15 protein-coding genes and 1 pseudogene are annotated in these 22,142 nt (G+C 49.3%); 3 read left to right on the top strand and 13 right to left on the bottom strand.

What is annotated here, in order from left to right; translation table 11 throughout:
- Nucleotides 1-156 precede the first annotated feature (156 nt).
- The 7 genes from RB620_RS00510 to RB620_RS00480 form a co-directional block, all read right to left on the bottom strand.
- Nucleotides 157-1,107, bottom strand: coding sequence for a glycoside hydrolase family 43 protein (locus RB620_RS00510; RefSeq protein ID WP_308091541.1), 951 nt, complete (start codon nt 1,105-1,107; stop codon nt 157-159).
- A 17-nt stretch (nt 1,108-1,124) separates the two neighbouring features.
- A complete protein-coding gene (locus RB620_RS00505; RefSeq protein WP_308091540.1) occupies nt 1,125-2,045 on the bottom strand; it encodes a glycoside hydrolase family protein in 921 nt (306 codons plus the stop codon).
- Nucleotides 2,045-3,481, bottom strand: coding sequence for a family 43 glycosylhydrolase (locus RB620_RS00500; RefSeq protein ID WP_308091539.1), 1,437 nt, complete (start codon nt 3,479-3,481; stop codon nt 2,045-2,047). The genes RB620_RS00505 and RB620_RS00500 overlap by 1 nt, the downstream gene beginning before the upstream one ends.
- Nucleotides 3,482-3,595: 114 nt before the next feature.
- On the bottom strand, nt 3,596-5,170 hold the full coding sequence (locus RB620_RS00495; RefSeq protein ID WP_308091538.1) for an extracellular solute-binding protein: 1,575 nt from the start codon (nt 5,168-5,170) through the stop codon (nt 3,596-3,598).
- Between the two features lie 80 nt (nt 5,171-5,250).
- Nucleotides 5,251-6,120 carry a carbohydrate ABC transporter permease gene (locus RB620_RS00490; protein WP_308091537.1) on the bottom strand — a complete coding sequence of 290 codons (870 nt, stop codon included), beginning with the start codon at nt 6,118-6,120 and terminating at the stop codon, nt 5,251-5,253.
- A 30-nt stretch (nt 6,121-6,150) separates the two neighbouring features.
- Nucleotides 6,151-7,134, bottom strand: coding sequence for an ABC transporter permease (locus RB620_RS00485; protein ID WP_308091536.1), 984 nt, complete (start codon nt 7,132-7,134; stop codon nt 6,151-6,153).
- A 147-nt stretch (nt 7,135-7,281) separates the two neighbouring features.
- Nucleotides 7,282-8,187 (bottom strand): AraC family transcriptional regulator, encoded by a 906-nt coding sequence (locus RB620_RS00480; protein WP_308091535.1) that lies wholly within the window; start codon nt 8,185-8,187, stop codon nt 7,282-7,284.
- Between the two features lie 369 nt (nt 8,188-8,556).
- Between RB620_RS00480 and RB620_RS00475 the strand changes: the two genes are divergently transcribed.
- A complete protein-coding gene (locus RB620_RS00475; RefSeq protein ID WP_308091534.1) occupies nt 8,557-8,775 on the top strand; it encodes a hypothetical protein in 219 nt (72 codons plus the stop codon).
- The gene (locus RB620_RS00470) at nt 8,757-9,410 is read left to right on the top strand and encodes a hypothetical protein (protein ID WP_308091533.1); all 654 of its coding nucleotides are present in this window, start codon (nt 8,757-8,759) and stop codon (nt 9,408-9,410) included. The genes RB620_RS00475 and RB620_RS00470 overlap by 19 nt, the downstream gene beginning before the upstream one ends.
- Before the next feature lie 37 nt (nt 9,411-9,447).
- Here RB620_RS00470 and sigK read toward each other — a convergent pair.
- From sigK to RB620_RS00440, 6 genes and pseudogenes are all read right to left on the bottom strand, one after another.
- Nucleotides 9,448-10,015 (bottom strand): annotated as a pseudogene (sigK, locus tag RB620_RS00465) (RNA polymerase sporulation sigma factor SigK).
- A gap of 257 nt (nt 10,016-10,272) precedes the next feature.
- A complete protein-coding gene (locus tag RB620_RS00460; RefSeq protein ID WP_308091532.1) occupies nt 10,273-16,179 on the bottom strand; it encodes a family 43 glycosylhydrolase in 5,907 nt (1,968 codons plus the stop codon).
- Nucleotides 16,180-16,382: 203 nt separating this feature from the next.
- Nucleotides 16,383-17,897 carry a glycoside hydrolase family 43 protein gene (locus tag RB620_RS00455; protein WP_308091531.1) on the bottom strand — a complete coding sequence of 505 codons (1,515 nt, stop codon included), beginning with the start codon at nt 17,895-17,897 and terminating at the stop codon, nt 16,383-16,385.
- Between the two features lie 34 nt (nt 17,898-17,931).
- The gene (locus tag RB620_RS00450; RefSeq protein ID WP_308091530.1) at nt 17,932-18,948 is read right to left on the bottom strand and encodes an endo-1,4-beta-xylanase; all 1,017 of its coding nucleotides are present in this window, start codon (nt 18,946-18,948) and stop codon (nt 17,932-17,934) included.
- A gap of 191 nt (nt 18,949-19,139) precedes the next feature.
- Complete coding sequence (locus RB620_RS00445; RefSeq protein ID WP_308091529.1) at nt 19,140-20,168, bottom strand: Gfo/Idh/MocA family protein; 1,029 nt, start codon at nt 20,166-20,168, stop codon at nt 19,140-19,142.
- A gap of 27 nt (nt 20,169-20,195) precedes the next feature.
- Nucleotides 20,196-21,092 carry a sugar phosphate isomerase/epimerase family protein gene (locus RB620_RS00440; RefSeq protein WP_308091528.1) on the bottom strand — a complete coding sequence of 299 codons (897 nt, stop codon included), beginning with the start codon at nt 21,090-21,092 and terminating at the stop codon, nt 20,196-20,198.
- A gap of 152 nt (nt 21,093-21,244) precedes the next feature.
- Between RB620_RS00440 and RB620_RS00435 the strand changes: the two genes are divergently transcribed.
- The gene (locus tag RB620_RS00435; RefSeq protein ID WP_308091527.1) at nt 21,245-22,129 is read left to right on the top strand and encodes a helix-turn-helix transcriptional regulator; all 885 of its coding nucleotides are present in this window, start codon (nt 21,245-21,247) and stop codon (nt 22,127-22,129) included.
- The last annotated feature ends 13 nt before the right edge of the window (nt 22,130-22,142 follow it).

Here is a 22,142-nt window from a genome sequence, read left to right as displayed (position 1 = left end):
CTCTTGTTGATTTCTCGTCTATCTATTCGTTATGATCGCATGTCCCCGCGTCAATTGCAAAAGAAAATGCGCGGCGCTTACAAATGCGAGAAACAGGAATAGGCAGCAGCGCTGCCCGTCCTGTCGGGAAAACCTGTTCCGCTTGAAAGCCTGCTCCTAGTACTCCGAGGGCATCTTCTTGTACGCTTTTAGTCTGTCGTACTCCTCCATCGTTATGGAGAGAATCGTGCCGTGCTTGAAGCCGTAAGGGAAGGTGAAGGACTGATCCGAACGGGTGAATTGCCCGCTTGCCAAGCTCTCCGTAATAAACGGCACGTAGCCCTGCTCCTCCGCCGAGCATCCGTAGAAATCCAGGAACAGGCACCATCTGCCGTCCTCGAGCTTCACCGCCGTCGGCGCCTCGTATAATCCCGCCTCCACGGCTTCCATGCTTTTGTCGAACGCCTCGACCCGCGTGAACGGACCGGTTATATGCTCAGATTTCATCAGAATGATTTTGCCCGGGTTCTGCTCGCTCTTCAGGAATGTGTAATAGCTCCCTTCCTCCTCGTACATCGCGGAGTCAATGACGCCGCTATCTTCTTTCCTGTACAGCAGCCGGGCGGGAGTGAATTCCGCGAAATCCTTCGTCCGGGAATAATAGATGCCTTTGAACCCGTAATCGTTGCTCCCGTGCGAGGAAGACCAATGGACGACATAATCGTCGCTGCTCTTGTCGTGAACGATATCCGGCGCCCATAAACAGCCGAAGTCCTCGTCGCCAAGCTTAACCATCCTCTGCTCCGACCAATGGATCAGATCGTCGGACTCCCACAGCGCCAGACATTTGCTTCCTTTCGTCGCGGCATTATGCCAGGAATGGTTGTACTGGTTCAGCATGCCGTAAGACAAGCTTAGATCCGTTGCCATGATGACGAACTTCCCTTGTTTGGTCCTTGTGATCGTGAAATCCCGAACGCCTTTATCGCCGTAGTAGCTCCACAGCACCGGGTTCCCGTCATTCACCTGCTCCCACTGAAAGCCGTCCTTGCTGACGCCGAAATAAACCTGCTCGCCATCCGGCGTACGTTTCTCCTTGAAATGCACGAATAAATAAGCTTGACTCATCATGAACCCTCCGCGAATTAAATTTCCGGCAGCAAGAAAAGCTCGAACGGCTTATCCCGGTCGCAGATCAGAATGCCATTCGCTACTTCCAGCTCGGCCGCCTGTATGGATGACCGCCTCGTCCCGTAGGTCGACTCGTCGTTGCCGTCCGTCCTTTCGGGATGCGTGAAATAGAAGATAAACGCCCGATCGCCTTGCACGACGACATCGGCATGAAGTCCGATCGTACCGTCATCCTCCCTCGAACCCGGCTGATCGAGAATGAGCCCGTTGCGCTCCCAACGAACAAGATCGTCGGAGCGGTAAACGCCCTGCCCCCTCCACTCGTCCACGATCATCCAGTAGTACCCCTTGAACTCGAATACGTTCGGCCCTTCATGCCAACGCTCCTCGATAACGGGGCCGATCCGTTTCCATTCATACAAGTCCTTGCTCTCGGCGGCATACGTGTGGTTGCTTTCCTTGAACCACATTCTGAACATGCCGTCCGGCATTCGGAATATGCAAGCGTCGATAATATTTTTATCGCTAATATTCAATTCCGACTGAAACGACCATTTGATCAGATCCCTGCTTGTGTAGTGAAGCATCCTGGCCGGAAATCCCCAGCGCTCGGGCACGCCTCGGATATAGGAGACATACATATGATAAGTGCCCTCATGCCAATACACCTCCGGAGCCCAGAACGTATTCCTTCCCCACTCGGTGTCGAGTCCCTCCAGCACGCCCCGGTACAGCCATTCCTTACCGTCGACGGACGATGCGACGCCGATATCCGTCCCGTGAACCCAAGCGAACCCGCGTCCTTCCGCCGTTGCCCTGCGGTTCGTGTACAACATCCACCACTCCCGGGCTTCCCTGCTCCAGATCACGACGGGATCCGCCGCCCCGTCATAAACGGGATCCCTGAACAAAGGAGCCTTCGTTACGTTGTCCATCAGACTTCCCCCTCCTCCGTCTGCCCGCTCCCGGCAATACCGTTATATATGAATCGGCTGAACGAAGCTTTGCCGTCGCCGACGGCATCCAAAGCAATTCGTAAGCTTAAAAACTTCCCTAAGACGTTGTTGTGAAACCCGGACATCTCGAAGCCGTGATCGAGCTTTCGCCAGTCCGAGCCGCCAATGCGGTAATACAAATCCACATCGTGGCAGTCGTTGACGATGCGCAGCGTGACGGCATCGGCGGCAGCCTCGGTATATTCGGACCGGTATTGATCGCGGAAGGAGAACACATGCGTGCCGTTAAAGCCGATTCCGCATTGGAATCCCGGCTTATAGAACAGGCTTAGATGCCCTTCCGTTCCCTCCTCCGCTTGTACGGTTACGCTGGCCTCGTAGGTATGATGATACGGAATGCAAAGCAGCGGTTCGATGGCTTCTTTGGACTGGCCTTGAAGCATTAGCCTTCCATCGCCGACCCCATAGCCGGTCAAGCCGGAGCGGTCGTAGAAATGCCACTGCGGCGACAGCCGCTCCGACTCGAAGTCGTCGGATAATGCGATGCTTCCAGCTGGCGGCAACTGTGGGAGCTCCGGTTGATCCGCCGTCCGGAACCAGCCGTCGTCTTCCCACCTAATGGGCTCCAACAACGTCTGTCTTCCGAGCGTCGCATAGTTTTTCTCGTAGGCGTGATAGACGACGTACCAGTCTCCTTCGGGCGTATCCACGAGCGTCCCGTGCCCTTTGGACCACCAGCGCTCCGCGCGGCTTTCGGTTCGGACGATCGGATTGTAAGGCGAATTTTCCCAAGGACCGTCGATCGACTTCGCTCTGGCCGATATGATCATGTGGCTGGTCGCCGGTCCCGCCGTTCCGCCTTGCGCGCATGTCATATAATAATAGCCGTTCCGATAGGTCAGTTTAGGAGATTCCAGATAAAAACCTTCGGTCCGCCATTCCGCCGGGTAGCGCCAGCCCTCGTATACCTTCCGGAGCTCCCCGGTCGTGGAGAGACCGTCCTCCGCCAGCCGAATTCTGTAGCCTTCGGACAAGAAGAGATAGCGGTTCCCCGCTTCGTCGACGGCGTGACCCGGGTCGATATAACCGACATGCAGATTGACAGGCTCGCTCCACGGTCCCTCCGGCGATTCGGCGGTGACGACCCAGTTCGACTGCGCAGCCGGGAAATAAATGTAGAATCGGCCTTCGTGCCAGATCATATCCGGCGCCATAATGCAGCCGACATCCGTATGGACGGCATGGCCGATCGGTTCCCATTCCGTTAGATTACGAGAGTGCCAGACGAGAAGACCCGGCATGTAGTCGAAGGAAGAATGCGTCATATAATAGTCATCCCCTACGCGGACAACGGACGGATCGGGGTAGTCGCCGGGGAGAATCGCTATGGGATAAGCTTTTTTGGGTTGCGTCACTTGAATACTCCTTTGCCTGCTTCATGGGGATTTCTTGCGACTGCGAAAGAAGAAGGACTGCCCGGATGAATGACGATCCATAAGGAACGCCATCCTCTTAGCAGTCCGATTAGACTAAGATTTCGCGGCTTGACGCTCTTGGTACACTTTGGTCGCTTCGTCGATCATTTCTTGACCGCCGGACTTCAGCCATTGCGCTTTGAAGGCTTCGAACGCCTGATCCACGTCGTCTTTCCCGATAATCGCCTTCACGTAGAACTCATCCTGCTGCGTATTCAGGTTCGCGATGTATTTGGCTTTGCTCTCGAGAGCCGTCGGTCCGAGAACGTCGCTTACGATATTGAGCCCCTCGTTCACTTTATCGCGGAAATCCAGTCTTTCTTGCGTGAAGTGGAACTTCCACATTTCCGTATCGCGCTCGACGAGCGGGTTGTAATAGCCGCCGATGCCCATCTCGCGGGCTTTGTCCGGAGTGGCCGTAAACTCTTCCTTCATGACTACGAAACCGTCGACCAGATCATACGACTCGCCTTCCACGCCGAAAATGGTGCGGAGGTAAGGCTCTTCGTTGCTCACCATGTCTTCCAGCATGGTCAGAATGCGAACGCGCTTGGCATCGTCTTCCGCCACCTGCTTGCCGAACAATAACGGAACTTGGCTCATGCCGTTCGACATCACCAGATTAGTGCCGCCCGGACCGGTCAGACCTTTGCCGTATGCTTGCGTAATGCCGCTTTCCTTGGCGGCTGCTTCGCCCGCGAAGTTATGATGATACATTTTGTGATCGAAGTAACCGAGCTTCTGGCTCAGGAACTTCTGATCGACCAGCGCGCCGTCATCCGTCATGAACTCCGGATCGATGAGGCCGCCTTCATACCATTTGCGGAGCAGCTTCAGCGTTTCCTTGGCTTCGTCGGTAATGCCGCCCCAAGTGATCGTGCCGTCTTCGGCCAGCTTGAAGTGATAAGGGTTGATGCCGTGAGCCGCGAAGATCGAGTTGAACAATTGGACGCGCACGTCCTTGCTTCGTCCGCTCATGCCGTACGTGTCCTTCGCGCCGTTGCCGTCCGGATCGTTACTGCGGAATTTCGTCAATACGTCCTCCAGCTCCTCAATGGTTTGAGGTGGCTCGTTGTACCCGATTGCCTTCAGCCACTCACCGTTGAATGTCGGAATGAAGCCATAAGAGCCGTTCAGCCAGTTGCGGGGCACGCCGTAGTTTTTGCCGTCGATCATTCCGACGTCCCAAGGATTGGGGTTGATGGATTCCACGTGTTTCACGTAATTCGGCATATACTGCTTGATTTCATCGATCGAAATTTCTGCGATGACGCCTTGGCGAGCCCAATTCGACATGTCCGCTTCCGATGCGTTGTGAACGAAAATATCGGGAATTTCGCCGGAAGCGACCTTCACTTTGAAGTTCTCGTCGGTGCCTCTCATATTGACGAACTTGACGTTATAACGTTCTTCCAAGTACTTCTGCGTCGGATTGTCGTCGTTCGTCGGAATATCCCAAGTCGAAGCGTTGGTCGAGATGACGATCGGCGCTTCATTTTCGTTCGCGGCATTCGACGGAGCGTTCGCGCTCTCGGTCGGACTCTCGTTGCCGCCATTGTTCGAGCAGCCTGCGGCAACCAGCGAAGCGGTCAGCGCAAGCGTCAGGCTTAGCTTGCTTAGTTTTTTCATTTCTTGTGAACCTCCCCTTATTTGCTTGCTTAGTTCTTGCTATATAAACGGGAAGCTTGTTTGCTCCCCGATTATACCAATTAACCTTTGAGGGAACCAATCATCGTACCTTTCACGAAGTACTTCTGGAGGAACGGGTAAACGATCAGGATCGGCAAGGCGGCGAAGATGATCGTGGCCGCTTTGATGGCCGGGCCGTATTTGAAATTGCCGACCACCGTCCGGCCGAACGTCTCGGCGTCCGTATTCGTAATGACGATTTCCCTCAGGAAAAATTGCAGCACTTGCTTGTCGGCATCCGAAATGTACAGAACGGCGTCGAACCATGAATTCCAATGCCCTACCGCCGACCATAGCGCCAGCGTCGCCAGCACCGGCTTCGACAGCGGCAGGATAATGCCGAACAAGATTCGGATATCGTTCGCGCCGTCGATCTTCGCGGACTCCTCCAGCTCGGCAGGTATCGCCATAAAGAAGTTGCGCAGCACCAGCATCGAGAAAGTCGGTACGAGTCCCGGCACGATGTAGACCCACACGCTGTTCATGAGATCCAGCTCTTTGATCAGCAGGAAGGTCGGAATCGTTCCTCCGCCGAAAAACATCGTGAACAGGATGATCATGGTGTAGAAGCTGCGATGCGGCAAATATTTGCGCGATAACGGATACGCGCATAGCGACATCGCGACCAGGGTTAGAAACGTACCGACAACCGTCCGGAACACCGAGTTGCCGAAGCCGATCCAAATTTTCGTCTGGCTCAGCACCTGCTTCCAGGCAAAAAAGTCGATGTCCTTCGGGTACAGATGAAAGCCGAAACGGCCGGCTTCGCTCGGACTGCTAAGCGACACCGAAGCGACGTGGATAAACGGATAAATGGTGGAAATGCACAACAACGAAATGATCATGATCAGAACGGTTTGAAATAGATGCTCGCCGAATTTAAGTTTCATAACGCATGTATTCTCCTTCCAAGGGGGTTCTTATAAAACCCCTTCTTGCCCCAATCGCTTCACGATAAAATTAGTGCCGAGCACCAAAACGATGCCGATGACGTTTTTGAACAATCCGACCGCCGTCGTTAGCCCGAACTGCGACTGCTGGATACCCGCCCGATATACAAAGGTATCGAGCACGTCGGCCACCTCGTAGACGACCGGCGAATATAAATTGAAGATTTGGTCGAATCCCGCACTCAGGATGCCGCCAAGCGACAGAATGAACATGATCGACACAACCGGCAAAATCGACGGGAGCGTAATATGCCACATCTTCTTCCAGCGCCCCGCGCCGTCGATGACGGCCGCTTCGAAGAGCGTCGGATCGATGCCCGATAACGCGGCCAGATAAATAATCGTCCCCCAGCCGATTTCCTTCCAGATGTTCGTCACGACAAGCGTCGGACGGAAGTATTCGGGATCGGCCAGGAAGTAGACCGGCTCCACGCCGAACAGATGGAGAATATAATTCACCGGTCCTTCGCTCGGCGATAACATGACGATGATGATGCCCGAGAGAATGACCCAAGAGAAGAAATGCGGCACGTACGAAATGGACTGCGCAAATCTTTTGAACAAGCTTGAACGGACTTCGTTCAGCATCAGCGCCAATATAATCGGAGCCGGAAAGCCGAATATGATGTTGTACAAGCTGATTAGCACCGTATTGCGGAAGATGCGGGCGAAGTCGGGCGATTGGTAGAACAAATATTTGAAATGCTCGAGCCCCACCCAATCGCTGCCCCAAATGCCCTTGACCGGGCTGAAATCCTTAAACGCCAGCATGATCCCGTAAAGCGGGCCATAGTGGAAAATGCCGTACCAGGCTAGGATCGGAACCAGCATCAGAAACAAAAACTTGTTTTTCCTGTATTCCTTCCAAGTCGTCTTCCAGTTCCGAAACCGGTTCACGGCCATTTTGCTATCGCTTTCATTTATTTGGATATTGCCGGTATTCAAACCACTCACTTCCTACACGTCCTTCCTGCCATCCCATTTGCTCTCGCCTCGTTTGTTAACAATGCCATTGTACCTTCAATCCGACCGCCATAATGACAAATCCATGTCCGAAAATGTTGGTTTATTGGCGTTTGTAATCGGATTCAATTTTCACCGTCATTTGATCTTTTTCATTTCTCCCGGCGCCGACCGCACGCCAGCTCCCGTCCGGTACTTGAGCGGCGTCGTTCCGACTTCCTGCTTGAACACTTGAACGAAATACGAAGTGTTGGGTATGCCGACCTCGCTTCCGATCCATTCGATCGCCTTGGACGTCGTTTCCAGAAGTCGGCAGGCATGCCGGATCCGTACGGCCGTCATATAAGCCTTGAGCGTGCTTCCCGTCTCCTCGTGGAACAGCTTGGACAAATAAAATTTGGACAAATGAAGCTCGGCTGCAAGATCGTCCAGATGGATGCTGTCTTGATAATGTTCGTCGATCCATGTCATGGCTTGCTGGGCATAACCTGCAGTCTTGCATTCCTCCGCGCGCAGAGCCTGAAACGCCGGCGCTGTCGCGCTGCGGAGCACGCATTCCAAATTGCGCAGAATCATCATCGCGATTTCTTCGGCATCCTCGCCCATGCCCCGGCTTCTCAGCCATTGGTACTGATCGTAGTTGCGCTCGATTTCGTCCCCGATCGCGGATAAATCGAAGGCCATCGTCCTCTGATTCCCGCGCCACAATGCTCGGAACAAGGAATACCGCTTCGCGAACGGCCGAAGCAGATCGTCCACGACATGAGGATCGAAGAATAAAATGGTTCGCGTATACGGCTCACGCAAGCTCACGTCCGCCATGACCTGATGCAGCTGGTACGGGCGGAAGAAGAACAGCATGCCCGGGCGGATCGGAAACGTTTCGCCGTCCACTACAACGCGCCCCGTTCCTTCGTGCACATATAACATTTCGCAGCACTGATGCCAATGGTAGAACCCCCGGTATTGCTCGGTATTGCGCAGCCGGTAATCCCAGTGAAGCTTCGAGTTGCCAAACGCGACGGGCTCGAACATTCGTTTCATCTTCTACCTCCCCCAAAAGAAAGCGCTTTATAAAACTATCATAATGAAAATCGCTTCCCGCGAGTATCAAGCTCAGTTAGGGAAATATGGACGATTTCACGACTTCGCCCGCCAGGCTTTATTTGCTGATTACGATTTGTCCATATTCGCCTAATGATTGTCCATGGGTGCTTCTTGCTCAAAAAATAAAAGCCGGCAATCGCCGGCGTTTCGAGATAAAAAAGGGTCCAGTGCCTTTGCCCGTTTGGAAGCTTTCGATCGCCAACCTAATTTCCGAATTCCAATAATTGATGTACAATAGAACTAATGAATAAAAACAAGGTTTTCGTTTAAGCTTGATATAAAACAGGCTAAGGAGGGAAATCAGAGTTGAAACGAAAGCTCAATTCCATTCTCGACAGCATCAAGGTTCCAGTGACTTACTTCACGCATGTCGTACCTGAAATGCCAGAGACAAGACAGCGGGATATTGAACAGCGTAATCGAGTGATCGCGGTCGAGATGCGAATGATCGAGCAGCGTCTTGATCTAAGTAAGTTTTCGAAACCTACACAAGAGATGGTGACGGCATGGAAGAAATATATGTAGCTCCCGAACTATTGGAATTGTTCGAATCTGTCAAACATATATCAGATACTTGGCGCCAAGATCTCGCAGTCGCCAGCATCATCTCCAAAATTTTCGAAGATAATCAAGTAACGGTTCCAATCGTCGTCGGCGGTCTTGTTGTGGCAACCTACACACAAGGTCTGTACAAAACTCGGGATATTGATTTAATAGCCGTTAATACGGATTTTCCATACCGAGTAATGGAACAATTAGGTTATGTGAGAGTGGATTCAAAAGATTGTTTCAATCCAGACATGAATTCAATTGTTGAATTTCCCTCCGGTAAATACTCAGGATCGTACGAGCGTGTTCTTGAATACGAGGTTGAGGAAACTGGTTTTGTCATTCATGTTCAAGGAATGGAAGACATTATTTTAGATAGGATAGAATCATACTCGGCTACCTTTGATCAACGTTCATTGGAATGGGCGACAAAAATGATGGGTGCCATGTATGATCACCTGGATTGGTCCTACTGTCATTCGCAAGCAAGTCAGCGAAATATCATAAAAGAATTCGATGATGTTCAGCACTCCGTCAAACGATACAAAGATAACTACGAGAAAATGATGGACAAAGTTAATGAGCAATTAAAGGCACGAAGGAAAAAATGAAAGAACCTTGCCTACACAAGGTTCTTTTTTTCACCTATTACTTCTTCACCTTATAAAACTCATGATAAAGCTTCATGAGTGCCCTCTTCTCAATCCGCGACACATAACTCCTCGAGATCCCCAGCTCCTTCGCAATCTCCCGCTGCGTCCGCTCATCCCCGCCATGCACCAGCCCGAAGCGCCCAATGACAACTTCCTTCTCGCGGTCATCCAATATGTCCAAATTCTTGTAAATCTTGCTCTTCTCGATCTTGAGCTGCACTTACAAAGTTTTCGCAGAAAACTTACTTCGGAAGCATATACTTAGCCACATCGTCGGACTCCGTACCGAGGATGTCGATCAAGGTGATCTCGTTCCCCTCTTTATCCGTGCCGATCGGATCGTGCAAGGATACGTCCTTGCGCGTCTTCTTCAAGCTGCGAAGATGCATAAGTATTTCGTTTTCGATACAACGAGCGGCGAAGGTAGCGAGCTTCGTGCCTTTTCCCGTTTGGAAGCTTTCGATCGCTTTGATCAGGCCGATGGTGCCGATCGAGATTAGATCCTCTAAATCCTCGCCGGTATTATCGAATTTTTTGACGTTGTGAACACAACCCGATGTCATTTTAAAAAAATCATCGCTACCAACGATTGAACGGCTGTCCGTTTCGATCAATGAAATTGTCTGAAGTTTTCACTTCAATATTAGGATCTAATCGGGGCGTATGATGATTGGGGACGAAGTTCGCCTGACGAAAACCACGGTGGACCCTGCAAGCGCTAATAAAGAAGAAATTAAGCTTATAAAAAGGATACCCTATCCCAGCGTAGCACGCGAGATAGGGTATTAAAATGCCGTTAATTTCTAACTGTCATGCTTTCTTAAATCAAATCCGACTGTACCAACAGTTGCTGGACAATCTTAGCCACTTCGGCCCTCGTAATCGTTGACTTCGGCGCCAGAACCTCTTCGCCTCTGCCGGATATAATACCCGATTGAATATTATCGGCGATTGCTTCCTTCGCCCAAGATGCGGCTTCACCTGCATCACTGAACTTGCTCAGAATTTCATCCGCAGATAGGTCCTCAAGGGTTGCGTTTAACCCAGTAAGCGTCATCGCCTTAGCCAGAATAACCATAGCTTGCTCTCTGGTAATGCTGCCAGATGGACGGAACGTGCCATCTTCAAAGCCGCTTATCAGTCCGTAGGAGTAAGCTGTAGTTACAGCTTCGTTAAACCAATCTTCTTCGCGAACATCCGAGAATGGCGCTGCTGCTTGGATTGGCTTTAAGCCCAAGCCTCGGACAATAATAGCGGCAAATTCGGCACGTGTAATGGACGATTCAGGCTTGAACAGACCGTCTCCTTTACCGCTCAAAACCATTCTTGAAGCCAGGTCGTTGATATATACCTTGGCCCAGTGCTTCTCCACATCCTTAAAGGTCGCCTGATTGTATACGACTGCATAAACGCTGTTTGTTAAGCTGTTTACACTGGCGTACGGCATACCATCAACAATAACGATCTTAGTTGGTACATGTCGAAGCGTTCCGTCCGGATTTACAACTACTGCCGTCGTTATCCGATCTATATCCACTCCATCTGGAATGGCTATCAATCGCTCAATAAAGCTATTAAACTTAGCGATCTCAACGGAATTCTCTCCTTGCATGACTCGAATCGTGAAGTCTACTGGCGGTATCACAAGTGTCAGCCCCGCCTGCTCTGCCGATTTCTCAACGACATTCACCATTGTATCTGCTGGAACGGAAATTTCAATTTGCAGCGCTATAGCTTCCAGGTCTACATTCGCGCTAAGCTGCTCGATTAACGCCGCTGCAGGAATCGAATACTTGCCTCTCTCCGTCATCAACTCAATAATGGCGTTTTTACTTGCTAGTGCTTGAACGGCAGGCCCCTGAAGCTGTCCGATGACGACGTCGGAATCAGCGTTCACCGGTATTGTAACAACCGTTCCATCCTTTTCTTCAGTTAACCATTGCTTCAGTTTCTCGGAATCCAACGTAACCGTTGTGACAGACTGGTCTTCTCTAGTGGAAGTAACGGCTTTGCCAGCTCCGATAGATTTACCATTAATAAGAACTTCCACATCGCTATTACCGCTTGCCGGAGGCGTTGACGGATAATATCCTCCACCACCCGGTTCTTCTCCTGGATCTTCTCCACCCTCTTTGGCGGTAAATGCCCAATAGTCGAGATTGAACAGATTCTCTTCGCTTGTTCCTTTGAACATCAAGAAAATATTATGAACGCCTTTCACGTTGGCAACTTCCGTCTTCAGCGACTGCCAGCTTGGCTCACCGCTCGATTTGCCGACTTCGAGCTTGCCGATCACTTCTCCGATAGGGCTATCGATCCTAATCTCAATCTCACCGCCAGCACCTGCCGCTACACTTGCTTCAAACGACGCGGCGCCTTTGTCGCCAAAGTCTGCTCCGGCTATAGAAATCCAGTCTCCGTTATGAACATCCGTAACTTGAAGATTCAAACTTTCTAACTGACCGCCAGGTGCATTAGTTAAATCGGTAAGAATGCCCGCGTTCCAAGCAATCGTCTCCGCTTCCGTTCTCTTGTACGGGTCAATTGCTCGAAGTTGAGAAATGCCTTCTCTATCGCCTTTAATCGGCTTGATCATGCCATTTTCATAGAATTCAACTTTATTAATATGCGGGGAGCGATAACCCATACCATCGCCCAGAAGCTCCTTGCTCACTGTCTGCGCATGGTATACGACATACCATTCTTCCTCGAATTCGAAGATCGCATGGTGATTGTTGCCACCCACTCCGAAAAACTCATATGGGTTTTTCAAAATCGGCGAGACGTATTCGAATGGTCCCATCGGACTGTCGCTTACCATGTAGGCGATCTCTCCCGGAGGAGGCGACCCCGGCGGGTGCGTTCCGGAGAAATTGGAACAGTACGAGTAATAATATTTGCCGTTATATTTGTGTATACCCGAATCCTCGAACAAGAATGGTGCATCTATGACAGCAGCCGATCCGACTGTTGAAATCATGTCATCGCCAAGCTCCATGACTCTGCCCGTCTTTGGATTTGCAATCTGTTCCTGTGTCGGATTCTCTCCGCCAGGGATACCGCCACCGAAGTATAGATAGCCTTTGCCATCGTCATCTACCAGTACAGCCGGGTCAAAAAGCCATACCACTCCCGGAACGCCAGGCGTATCTCCCGAAATGAGCGCTTTGCCAAGCGGATCTGACCAAGGCCCGATCGGGCTATCAGCTGTAAGTACTCCGATGCCTCCCGCGCCGTTAGCGAAGTACAGGAAAAACTTGTCCTGACCGTTGATTTTTTTATGCGCAGCTGCTGGTGCCCAAGAGAAATATGCCCATTTCGCTATGCCGCTGCCATTCGGACCTGCAACCGGAATAGCGCCGTGATCCGTCCAGTTGACCATGTCTGCGGAGGAGATCAAATGCACCTTATTCAAGTTAGCAAACGAATTGCCTTTGATATTACCGTTCTCGTCATATTCGTATGAATCGCTCGACATGTAGATGTATACTCTTCCATCGTATACAAGCGCATATGGATCGGCACCAAGCTTATGATCCATTAGCGGATTGGCATAGCCCGGAATTTTGGCAATCGCTTCCGTATCGAATAACTTCAGCCCCACATCGGCAATTGCGTTGTGAACGTCATACGATACGTTTCCGCCCTCGACTTGAATATAATCCGTCCGAATCTGAACGGTCTGGTCAGAGGGTACGAAGCCTTCAACCTTTAGTTCAATTGTTGCAAATAGATTAGAGGAATCGTTCGAGAAATGGACATGATCTCCTGCAACCTGCAATTGCAAACGTCCTTCGGCAAATGTATAGGTCGCTTCACCGCGAATATTCTCGGTATTAAACGTCACACCGCTTACCTTCAAATTTTTCGGAATATTGAAGGAAGCTTTTATAGAGTTGTAGTTGCCTTCCGGCAATGCATTCATTCGTACTGGAACTTCCAGTTCCATATTTTGTACGCCAATAACATCGGCAACGTCACCTAATTCTGCTTGCAGAACCGATGCTGAGGAACCTTCACCTGTTAACTGGCCTCCGATTCGGAAATAGTCAAAGTCTACCTGACCACCGGTAGAAATCGTGGCATAGTTAAACAATGCGAAACGGTACCCCATAAAATGCGGAAGCGTATAACGCAATTGCAATATATCTCCGATTGCCGTCCAGTCCGCTCCATCTAAACTGTAGTAAAAATAAGCTTTATCCGTTCCGTTTTTATAATCAAATTCAGTTTTGAAATAAACCCGATCTTGCGTTAATGGTACGCTTGCAGCCTCAACTGCCGATCCAGTGCTCCCGTTGACCATAACGATGGATTTAGCGTTCCCGGACATCTTGACGCCGACAAAGCCATATTCTTTCTGCAGTGCGCCGAGCCCCGCATAATCGCCATTCTTCATTTTACTGACATCCATAGCGACAATGCCGGAGCTCTCCGGCCCGAAAGTGCGTTGAGTCAACGTATTACGGGCATCGAGCAGTCCAGTGCTCTTCCGTCCCGTTGTCAGCCTTAAATAGCCAGGCCGTTCGGTTAAGGACCAATTTCGATTGTCGGGATTATGGTTCCACTGCCAGACGAGCTTCAAATTGGAACCATTGTAATCATATTCGCCGACTTGCGTACGGTCAGTGCCACCCGCAGGCGTTATATTCTCGAGTACGACATCGTCAACGTAGAAGTCCATGCGATCCGTTACCGGATTCTGCTCCGGCGTCCATCCTGTCTCGATAAAAATTAGCGGTTCGTTCAGCGCGAGCGAATCAGGAATGGTATACGTTCCTTCGATTGTTCCCCATTCACCTTTCGTTATCGTGCCGGATCCCATAATTTTTATCGTCTGCCAATCTCCATCCTGGAACGCAAGGTTAAACTGTTTGGTAGCTGGGACCGACGCATCTCCGTTGTATTTCACTTTAGCGGAAATTTTGTATACGCCTCCCGCAGTCACCTTGCCGGCAATCGACTGCTGCGGTCCGGACCCCGTTGTCGCCCTTGCGCTCACGAACAAACTGTTCGTTCCGCTATAGGATTCATCCTCCGTAACCTCTAACGTCGCGTTTTCATGCACCGTCCAAGGATCTCGTCCAGATTCAAATCCGCCGTTTACAAGCAAGTTCAAACTAGGGGTCACGTCCTCGAACGAAACTTCATCCACATAGAAATCCATTCTGTCGTTCACTGGGTGCTGTTCCGCCGTCCAGCCGGTTTCAATGAAAATAATAGGCTGATTCAGCACCGCATCCTGTGGAATCGTATAAGTACCTTCAATCGTCCCCCATTCACCTTTGGTAATGGTGCCGGAACCCATAACTTTAATCGTCTGCCAATCCCCATCTTGGAATGCTATGTTGAAAGTTTTTGTCCCAGGGAACGTTTCATCGCCGTTGTATTTGACCTTAGCAGAAAACTTGTAGATCCCTCCAGCTTTTACTTTTCCAGCTATAGATTGCTGCGGACCGGAACCGGTGGCTTGCCGATTGCTGACCAGTAAACTATTCGTACCACTAAATGCCTCATTCGTTGTTAGAGTTACATTCGCATTTTCATGTCCGCTCCAAGGTCCTAGCTCAGCCTCTTCAAAACCGCCGTTTGCGAGTAACTCGGGCCCTTCTGTCAGCGGTTGCTGGGCAGGAGGCGTAATTACATCTGGACCAGTGGCCAATTCGAATTGCGAATGGAATGCCTTTACCTGCTTGGTAGATTGATAGAATTCGTCCGAATCTACCCAATTGCTTTGGGAAGATGTACCTTTAACCGGAATGTCCATTGTTACCGGCACCTTGCCATCAACGCCGAATACTGGCCAGTTGTCTTCCCAAGTCACTGGAACTAGGTAGGGTATTCGTCCCACCGAACCGCGATCACCGAATAACAGACCGTACCACTTTCCGTCTACAGTATCGATAATGCCGCCCTGCGCGACACCTGCATCTCTCAAAGCAACTTTGCCTGTATATTCACCATCGATCGTGCTAGACCGATGAACAAGCTGAGTACGCATATCATTCTGCGGCCAAGTGATCGTGAAAATATAGTAATAGCCATTAATCTTATGAATGTGTGCGCCTTCGGCTGGAAGTCCGACGTTTGGACCTGCGACCAAACTCGCATCCGGAATGATGACTTTGTCCGTATTCGGAATGATAGCGGTTGCATCTGCATTCAACTCAACAATGCGGATATTTCCACCGCCATACACCATATATACGCGGCCATCGTCATCAAATAATAACGACATGTCATGATATACGCCATCTAATGTGGAGGAAGTCCAAGGACCGTTTTCAATATCTGCCGTTTGGTAGATATAGGTCTTCCCCGTATCATAGGATGCGAACGCTACATAAAACTTCCCGTTATGGTAGCGTAGGCTGCTCGCCCAAGAACCTTGCCCATAATTGCTTTTTCCGTTTCTAAGCGTCTGCTCGTCGTTATCCGCCAATATATCATATACATAATTGACGATTTCCCAATTGACGAGATCGTAAGACTTCATGATTGGAACCCCAGGGTTCATGTGCATGGTCGTGCTCGACATGTAATAGGCATCTCCCACCCTAATAATATCGGGATCGGGAACATCTGCCCAGATTAGAGGGTTTTCGAATGTACCGTCCGACTGGGCGATCGCTTGTTCCGCTGCTTTCACAGTAGTACCTGGGGGAGGTACAAAACTTAGAAGCAATGTAAGCGCTAATAAAAATGAAAACGACTTTCTTAACATCATGCTAATTCTCCTCCTCTGTATGTTTGAAATGTTTGACAGGGTAAATTGTAACCGAACATATTAAGCAACACGATGGAGTTTCATATTCGAAAAGTTATAATCTATATTCATTTTTATGTTGATATCCTCACCACTGAATGAAAGCGCCTACATTTTAATTTGAAAAACATCAGTGCCTCGTCGAGCGGGCACTGATGCTATTATTACTCAGTCATCTTGGTATAACGGAAATAATCAAAATCAGCATGTCCTCCGATGTACTTAGTCGAATAGTTGTACAATCCTATTCGATATCCCATGAAGTGGTCAAGCGTATACTTCATCTCCAACGGTTGACCAATCGCAATCCATTGTTCTCCGTCAATCGAGTATGAGAATTGTGCGAGATCAATGCTGTTCCTAAAGTCAAATTCGATTTGTAGAAAAAGCTCAACTCCATTGAATGGAACTATCTCAACCTTTTCCTCCACGCCATCTCCACCATTCATAGTCATGGCAACAAATCGCTTTCCGTCTTCCGTCACTTGTATGCCGACTGTACCAAATCCGCTTTGCAAGGCAACAAGGCCGGCACGGTCGCCAGGGTTCAAATGGGAGATGTCCAGTTTGGTGGTTGCCGAGCATGCTGGGCCTTCCGTTCTCTGCGTTAACGTATTTCGCGCGTGAACGACGCTGTTCGTCAGTCCCCCCGTCGTCAGACGAAGATATCCGGGGCGATCCGTAAGGGACCATAGACGGTCATCCGGATTGTGGTTCCACTGCCAGTTGAGTAATAGCCGATTGTCGGGATAATCAAACTCATCGCTGATTACCAAAGCTTTAGCCTCGGTGCTAGGCAGATCGATTTCGAACTGCTCTGGCGCCTTGCCTTCTATACCGATCATCGGCCAGTCGTCCTCCCAAGAAACGGGCAAAACATATGGAATTCGACCGACTGCATCATGATCCTGGAACAACATGGCATACCACTCGCCTGCTGGAGTATCAAAAATACCTCCCTGTGCAATTCCCTTGTTCTGGTATCCCATATCGTCGTCGAAGATGATCTTTCGTTCATATGGACCTAATAACTCCTTGGAACGGTAACAGATTTCTCTACGGCGACCATGTCCCGTTCGAGGCCATTCGATGAACATCAAATAGTAGTAGCCATTCAGTTTGTATGCATGGCACCCCTCGCATCGAAGGCCTATACCATCACGCTCCGTCTCGAACAGGAGACGGTTGATACCGTCCGGTTTCACCGCCGTGGCATCGGCTGTCAGCTCGGTAATATAGATGTCGCCGCAACCGGAGAAGACGAAAACGCGGCCTTCATCGAACAATAAGCCCGGGTCATGGCGGAGTCCTGGAATAACGGAGCGTTCCCAACTTCCTTTTTCGATATCGTCGGTCTTATACACATAGAAGTTGCCCGTGTCGTTGCTTGAAAAACAGACATAAAATCTACCTTCGTAATAACGTAGGCTCGCGGCCCACGATCCTTTTCCATAAATGTGTTTTTCGCCCTGCAGATTATGGGCATCGTTATCCTCAAGCCTGTCATACACGTAGCTAACGATCTCCCAGTGCATTAAATCAGTCGATTTCATAATCGGGCAGCCAGGCATGGAATGCATGCTCGTACTTACCATATAATAGGTCGTCCCCACACGAATGGGGTCTACGTCAGGAACGTCCGCCCACATAATTGGATTCGTTATTACCGTTTTGCTCAATCCGAACTCCTCCTCAAATCTCTTCTAAAAACTTTTAAGAACGTGCTACCTCAAGCAACTTCCAATACGATTGTTTGGGTTGATGCTCAAGGTCAAAAACAAACGGCCAATTTTTCCGGTTTCTAACCGGGAAGTGGTCCAACCACGTGTAATCGTCCGCAGCGCCCCAGAAAGTTACGGACGTTATACAATCCCTGTACTCCCTGAATAACTGAAAAAACTGCTCGTATCTCTTTGATTGGATTTCCAGCATCTCCTCGGTTGGCAATGTCAGATCCGTACGTTTATCTTCGAATTTAAATACGGATACATCAAGCTCTGTAATATGCAGCTTTAAGCCAAGACTGGCATACATTTCGATTGCCTGGCGAATATCGGATAAGCTTGGATGCTCCAAATTCCAATGCGCCTGAAGTCCGATTCCGTGAATCGGAACCCCCGACTCCTTTAACCACTTGACCAATGCATAAATCTTGTCTCGTTTTTCAGGCACCGATTCGTTGTAATCATTATAGAAAAGCAGTGCCTTCGGATCTGCGGCATGCGCGTATTCGAATGCTTTCGCAATAAATTCTTTACCTACGATTTCGAGCCACTTGGAGGGTCTCAGCAGCTCTCCGCCGCTGTCGGCCACCGCTTCGTTAACTACGTCCCAAGCATAAATCTCGCCTTTATAACGGGATACAACCGTATCGATATGAGCTTTCATCCGCCCTAGCAATGTGTTTCGGTCGACCAATTCACCGGAACGGTTCTCAAACACCCAGTCAGGCGTTTGGTTATGCCAGACCAAAGTATGACCGCGGACCGCCATGCCATTTTCTTTGGCGAACGCCATCAGGTTATCCGCATGCTCAAACGTATACCGATTCTCTTCGGGATGCAGCCGTTCGAATTTCATCTCGTTCTCTGCCGTGATACTGTTAAAGTGGCGCGCCAATAATTCCCGTTGCGAATTCATTGTGGTCGGATTAACAGCCGCTCCGATTAGAAACTTGTGCTTATAAGCTTCTCGAAGCGCATGCAACTCGCTATTCCTTGTTGGTACCATTCCTTCATTCGCCTCCTATCTATTCAACCATTCCTTACGCAAAGTGTAGACCTTCCCTTGACAACCTACAACCTGTTGAAGCTTTGATGATTTACCTGTTAAAACGTAGATTTATTTACTCTCACCATAAATAAAGAAGCTGCTAGTCACTTGGACTGACAGCTTCTTGTTTCTAATCATTATTTGAGCGCTTAATAATAGTCTCGGAGATCAATTTTTTTACTTTTTCGGGCACTATCGATCGCACCGTACACCATAGCCATGCTTTTAATATTATCTCTGCAGTCCGTTTCAGCTAATCGGCCTTCCTCAATTGCGTCAAACATCTCATCGAAGCAACCTTCATGTCCCCAACGTTCAAGGTAGTCCGATGATATGGTTAACTTCTCATATTCTCGTATGAACTTACCGGTCTGATCGATAGGTGAGACGATTTCGGCATAGGGTTCGCTCGCACCATCCCAAATAATCGTTCCCATCTCCCCATTAATACGCCAAGCAGAATCCCACGAAGTCGGCATACCTTCCGAGCACCAAGAGCCATTATAAGTGAACACCGAACCATCCGACATTTCAAATATACAAACTGCAGACGCATTTCCCGCATACCAGGATCCCGGAGGGTTATACTCGTGGCAATACACTGATACGGGATCCGATCCTGTCAAATAACGCGCCTGGTCGAACGTATGAATGGCCATATCAAGAATGAGCGGGCTGTCCATGACGTCGCGAAAACCTCCAAAGTGAGGACCGATGAAAAAGTTTGCTCCTATATAACCTACTTTGCCAATCTTACCTTCTTGAATAGCTTTATGAATCGAGCGCATTGGCGAATTAAAGCGACGGTTCTGCATTATCGAATAGGATCGCCCCGTCTCCTCAGCGATAGCTATCAGCTCTCGTGCCTCCTCCATCGATTCCGACATGGGCTTCTCCCCGAATACATTAGCCCCGTGCTTCATCGCCGTTGAACTAATCTGAAAGTGGCTGGCAGGGATAGTGACATCAAAAACAAGATTGGCATTCGTAGTTGATAACGCTTCCGAAATATCCGTAAAAAGTTCGCAGTTTAATCCATGTCTTTCAGACATCGATTTAGCCGATTCAAGATTGATGTCGACCAGACCCACAATTTCGGTATCTTTTCTTGTCAACGCATCCTTCACCCAAACATTGGCCATCCCACCGCAGCCAGCAACGATTATTTTATGTTTCATTTCATGACCTCCTCATAAAATCTTGTATTACTTCGGATTGGGAATATAATGTCCGCCTCTGCAGCTTTTCAAATAGTTTAATCCGTGTACTTGCCCCGTCATTTCCAACTCGCCGTTATATACCGGATCATGCCAGCCTTCAATATCGATTGTCCCTTGATAACCGGACTGACGAAGAATCGTAATGACGTCTGACCAATTCGTATCTCCAAAGCCTGGCGTCCGATGCCATACGAAAGGTTTAGGACCATGAATTCCGTATTCGCGAACGACATCCCAAGCAATGCTAGCGTCTTTCCCATGAACATGAAACACCTTGTTTACCCACTTCCGAAGTTGAGGAATCGGATCGATAAGACTAACCATCTGATGACAAGGCTCCCATTCAAGCCCGATACTCTCAGAAGGAACGGCGTTAAACATTTTTTCCCAAGCTGTAGGGTTGTGCGCTATATTCCAATCTCCAGACTGCCAAGTCCCTCCCATATCGCAATTCTCGAAAGCCAGCCTTACGCCGCGATCTTCCGCCCTACGGGCAAGCTCTCCGAATACTTCGGCGAATCGGGGAATTGATTCGTCAATTGACTGATTGGTCAGCCTTCCCGTAAATCCCGAAACAAGGCTGGCTCCGAATAAATGCGCATGATCGATGAGCCTCTCCCAGCTCGCTACCGTATCCGCATTATCTCCATGCCCTGTAAGTGGATTTCCGAAGACGCTGAGCGCAGAAACGACGATATCACGATCACCAATAACCTCGCGTACTTGTTTGGCCGTCTCTTCCAAATTTAAAGCTCCTGTCGTTTGCCAAAAGGATAAATTAAACGATTCGAAGCCATGCTCCGCGATTTGCGGAATAACTCTCACGGCATCACCGCCGCCTACCATTGTCCCGATCCGAATTCCAATATGATTACCAACCATTGAATACCACTCCTTTTTTAAGTTAGAATAAGCTTATACATCGAGTATAATCGCAATTTTACGTATATTCTCTATACAATCTTGCGGTATATTCGTTCATTCTTAAGTTTTCGAATATCCAAGAGAACCTTTTCGAAAGGGCTGGAACAAGCATGACATACCCTCAAGAGTTAAGAGAAAATACAAACTTAAGCGACAGCCTCTACCCCGTTAACCTATTTCGAAATGTTTGCCAGACGGGCGAGATTGGCCGCACCGCTCTATATCTGCATTGGCATGAACATTTTGAAATCATTTATGTAGCTGAAGGGTCGGCCTTCTTTCATATAGATAGGCAGCAATACGAAGCCACCCCCGGCACTATTCTGATTGTGCCAAGCAGTGGCTTACATGTTGGATATGCGGCGACGGAGGAACAAATAACATACTGGTCACTCGTCTTCAATCGATCGCTGCTTGACAGCCCATTCCACGACCCTATACACGAACGCTATTTATCTCCTTATCTTGAGGGCACGCTTCGATTTCCTGCTAAACTGGATGGTGGTGAAGAGCTCCGTCCGATCCTTGATATTATTCTAAGCGTAATTCAAGAATACGAACAAAAAGAACGGGCATACGAACTGGTTGTAAAGGCTAAGATTCATTTGCTCTTCACCTATTTGTCGCGCCATTTCCATCCTTCTCGAGGAAATGAGATTTCAAATTCGTTAGATAAACGCATGGAGCGGTTTAAAACGCTTATTCTATATATTCAAAAGAACTACAACGAGAAATTATCGCTTGTTGAAGCAGCACGAATGGTTAATCTTACCCCCTTTCACTTTTGCGCCGTATTCAAAGCCGCGACGGGACGCACTTATGTAGACTACGTTAACCGTATGCGTATGGATATTGCTGAACGATTTCTTCGGAACGGCGAAACCGTAACCGAAACGGCGAGTAAAGTCGGTATTGGGAACTTGAATTACTTCACTAAGCTGTTCAAACAAATTAAAGGTTTGACTCCGTCGCAAGTAAAAAAATTAAATCCTTAGTCGATGTTAGTGA

Source organism: Paenibacillus sp. LHD-117 (genome assembly GCF_030929555.1).
GTDB lineage: Bacteria > Bacillota > Bacilli > Paenibacillales > Paenibacillaceae > Pristimantibacillus.
The sequence above is the reverse complement of the archived record's forward strand: the minus strand, read 5'-3'. Positions and strand labels throughout refer to the sequence as shown.

Coding starts and splice junctions, on each gene's coding strand:
- RB620_RS00510 (WP_308091541.1), bottom strand. CDS start 1,107: ATGAGTCAAGCTTATTTATTCGTGCATTTCAAGGAGAAACGTACGCCG.
- RB620_RS00450 (WP_308091530.1), bottom strand. CDS start 18,948: ATGGTACCAACAAGGAATAGCGAGTTGCATGCGCTTCGAGAAGCTTAT.
- RB620_RS00440 (WP_308091528.1), bottom strand. CDS start 21,092: ATGGTTGGTAATCATATTGGAATTCGGATCGGGACAATGGTAGGCGGC.
- RB620_RS00470 (WP_308091533.1), top strand. CDS start 8,757: ATGGAAGAAATATATGTAGCTCCCGAACTATTGGAATTGTTCGAATCT.
- RB620_RS00495 (WP_308091538.1), bottom strand. CDS start 5,170: ATGAAAAAACTAAGCAAGCTAAGCCTGACGCTTGCGCTGACCGCTTCG.
- RB620_RS00435 (WP_308091527.1), top strand. CDS start 21,245: ATGACATACCCTCAAGAGTTAAGAGAAAATACAAACTTAAGCGACAGC.
- RB620_RS00505 (WP_308091540.1), bottom strand. CDS start 2,045: ATGGACAACGTAACGAAGGCTCCTTTGTTCAGGGATCCCGTTTATGAC.
- RB620_RS00490 (WP_308091537.1), bottom strand. CDS start 6,120: ATGAAACTTAAATTCGGCGAGCATCTATTTCAAACCGTTCTGATCATG.
- RB620_RS00480 (WP_308091535.1), bottom strand. CDS start 8,187: ATGAAACGAATGTTCGAGCCCGTCGCGTTTGGCAACTCGAAGCTTCAC.
- RB620_RS00460 (WP_308091532.1), bottom strand. CDS start 16,179: ATGATGTTAAGAAAGTCGTTTTCATTTTTATTAGCGCTTACATTGCTT.
- RB620_RS00445 (WP_308091529.1), bottom strand. CDS start 20,168: ATGAAACATAAAATAATCGTTGCTGGCTGCGGTGGGATGGCCAATGTT.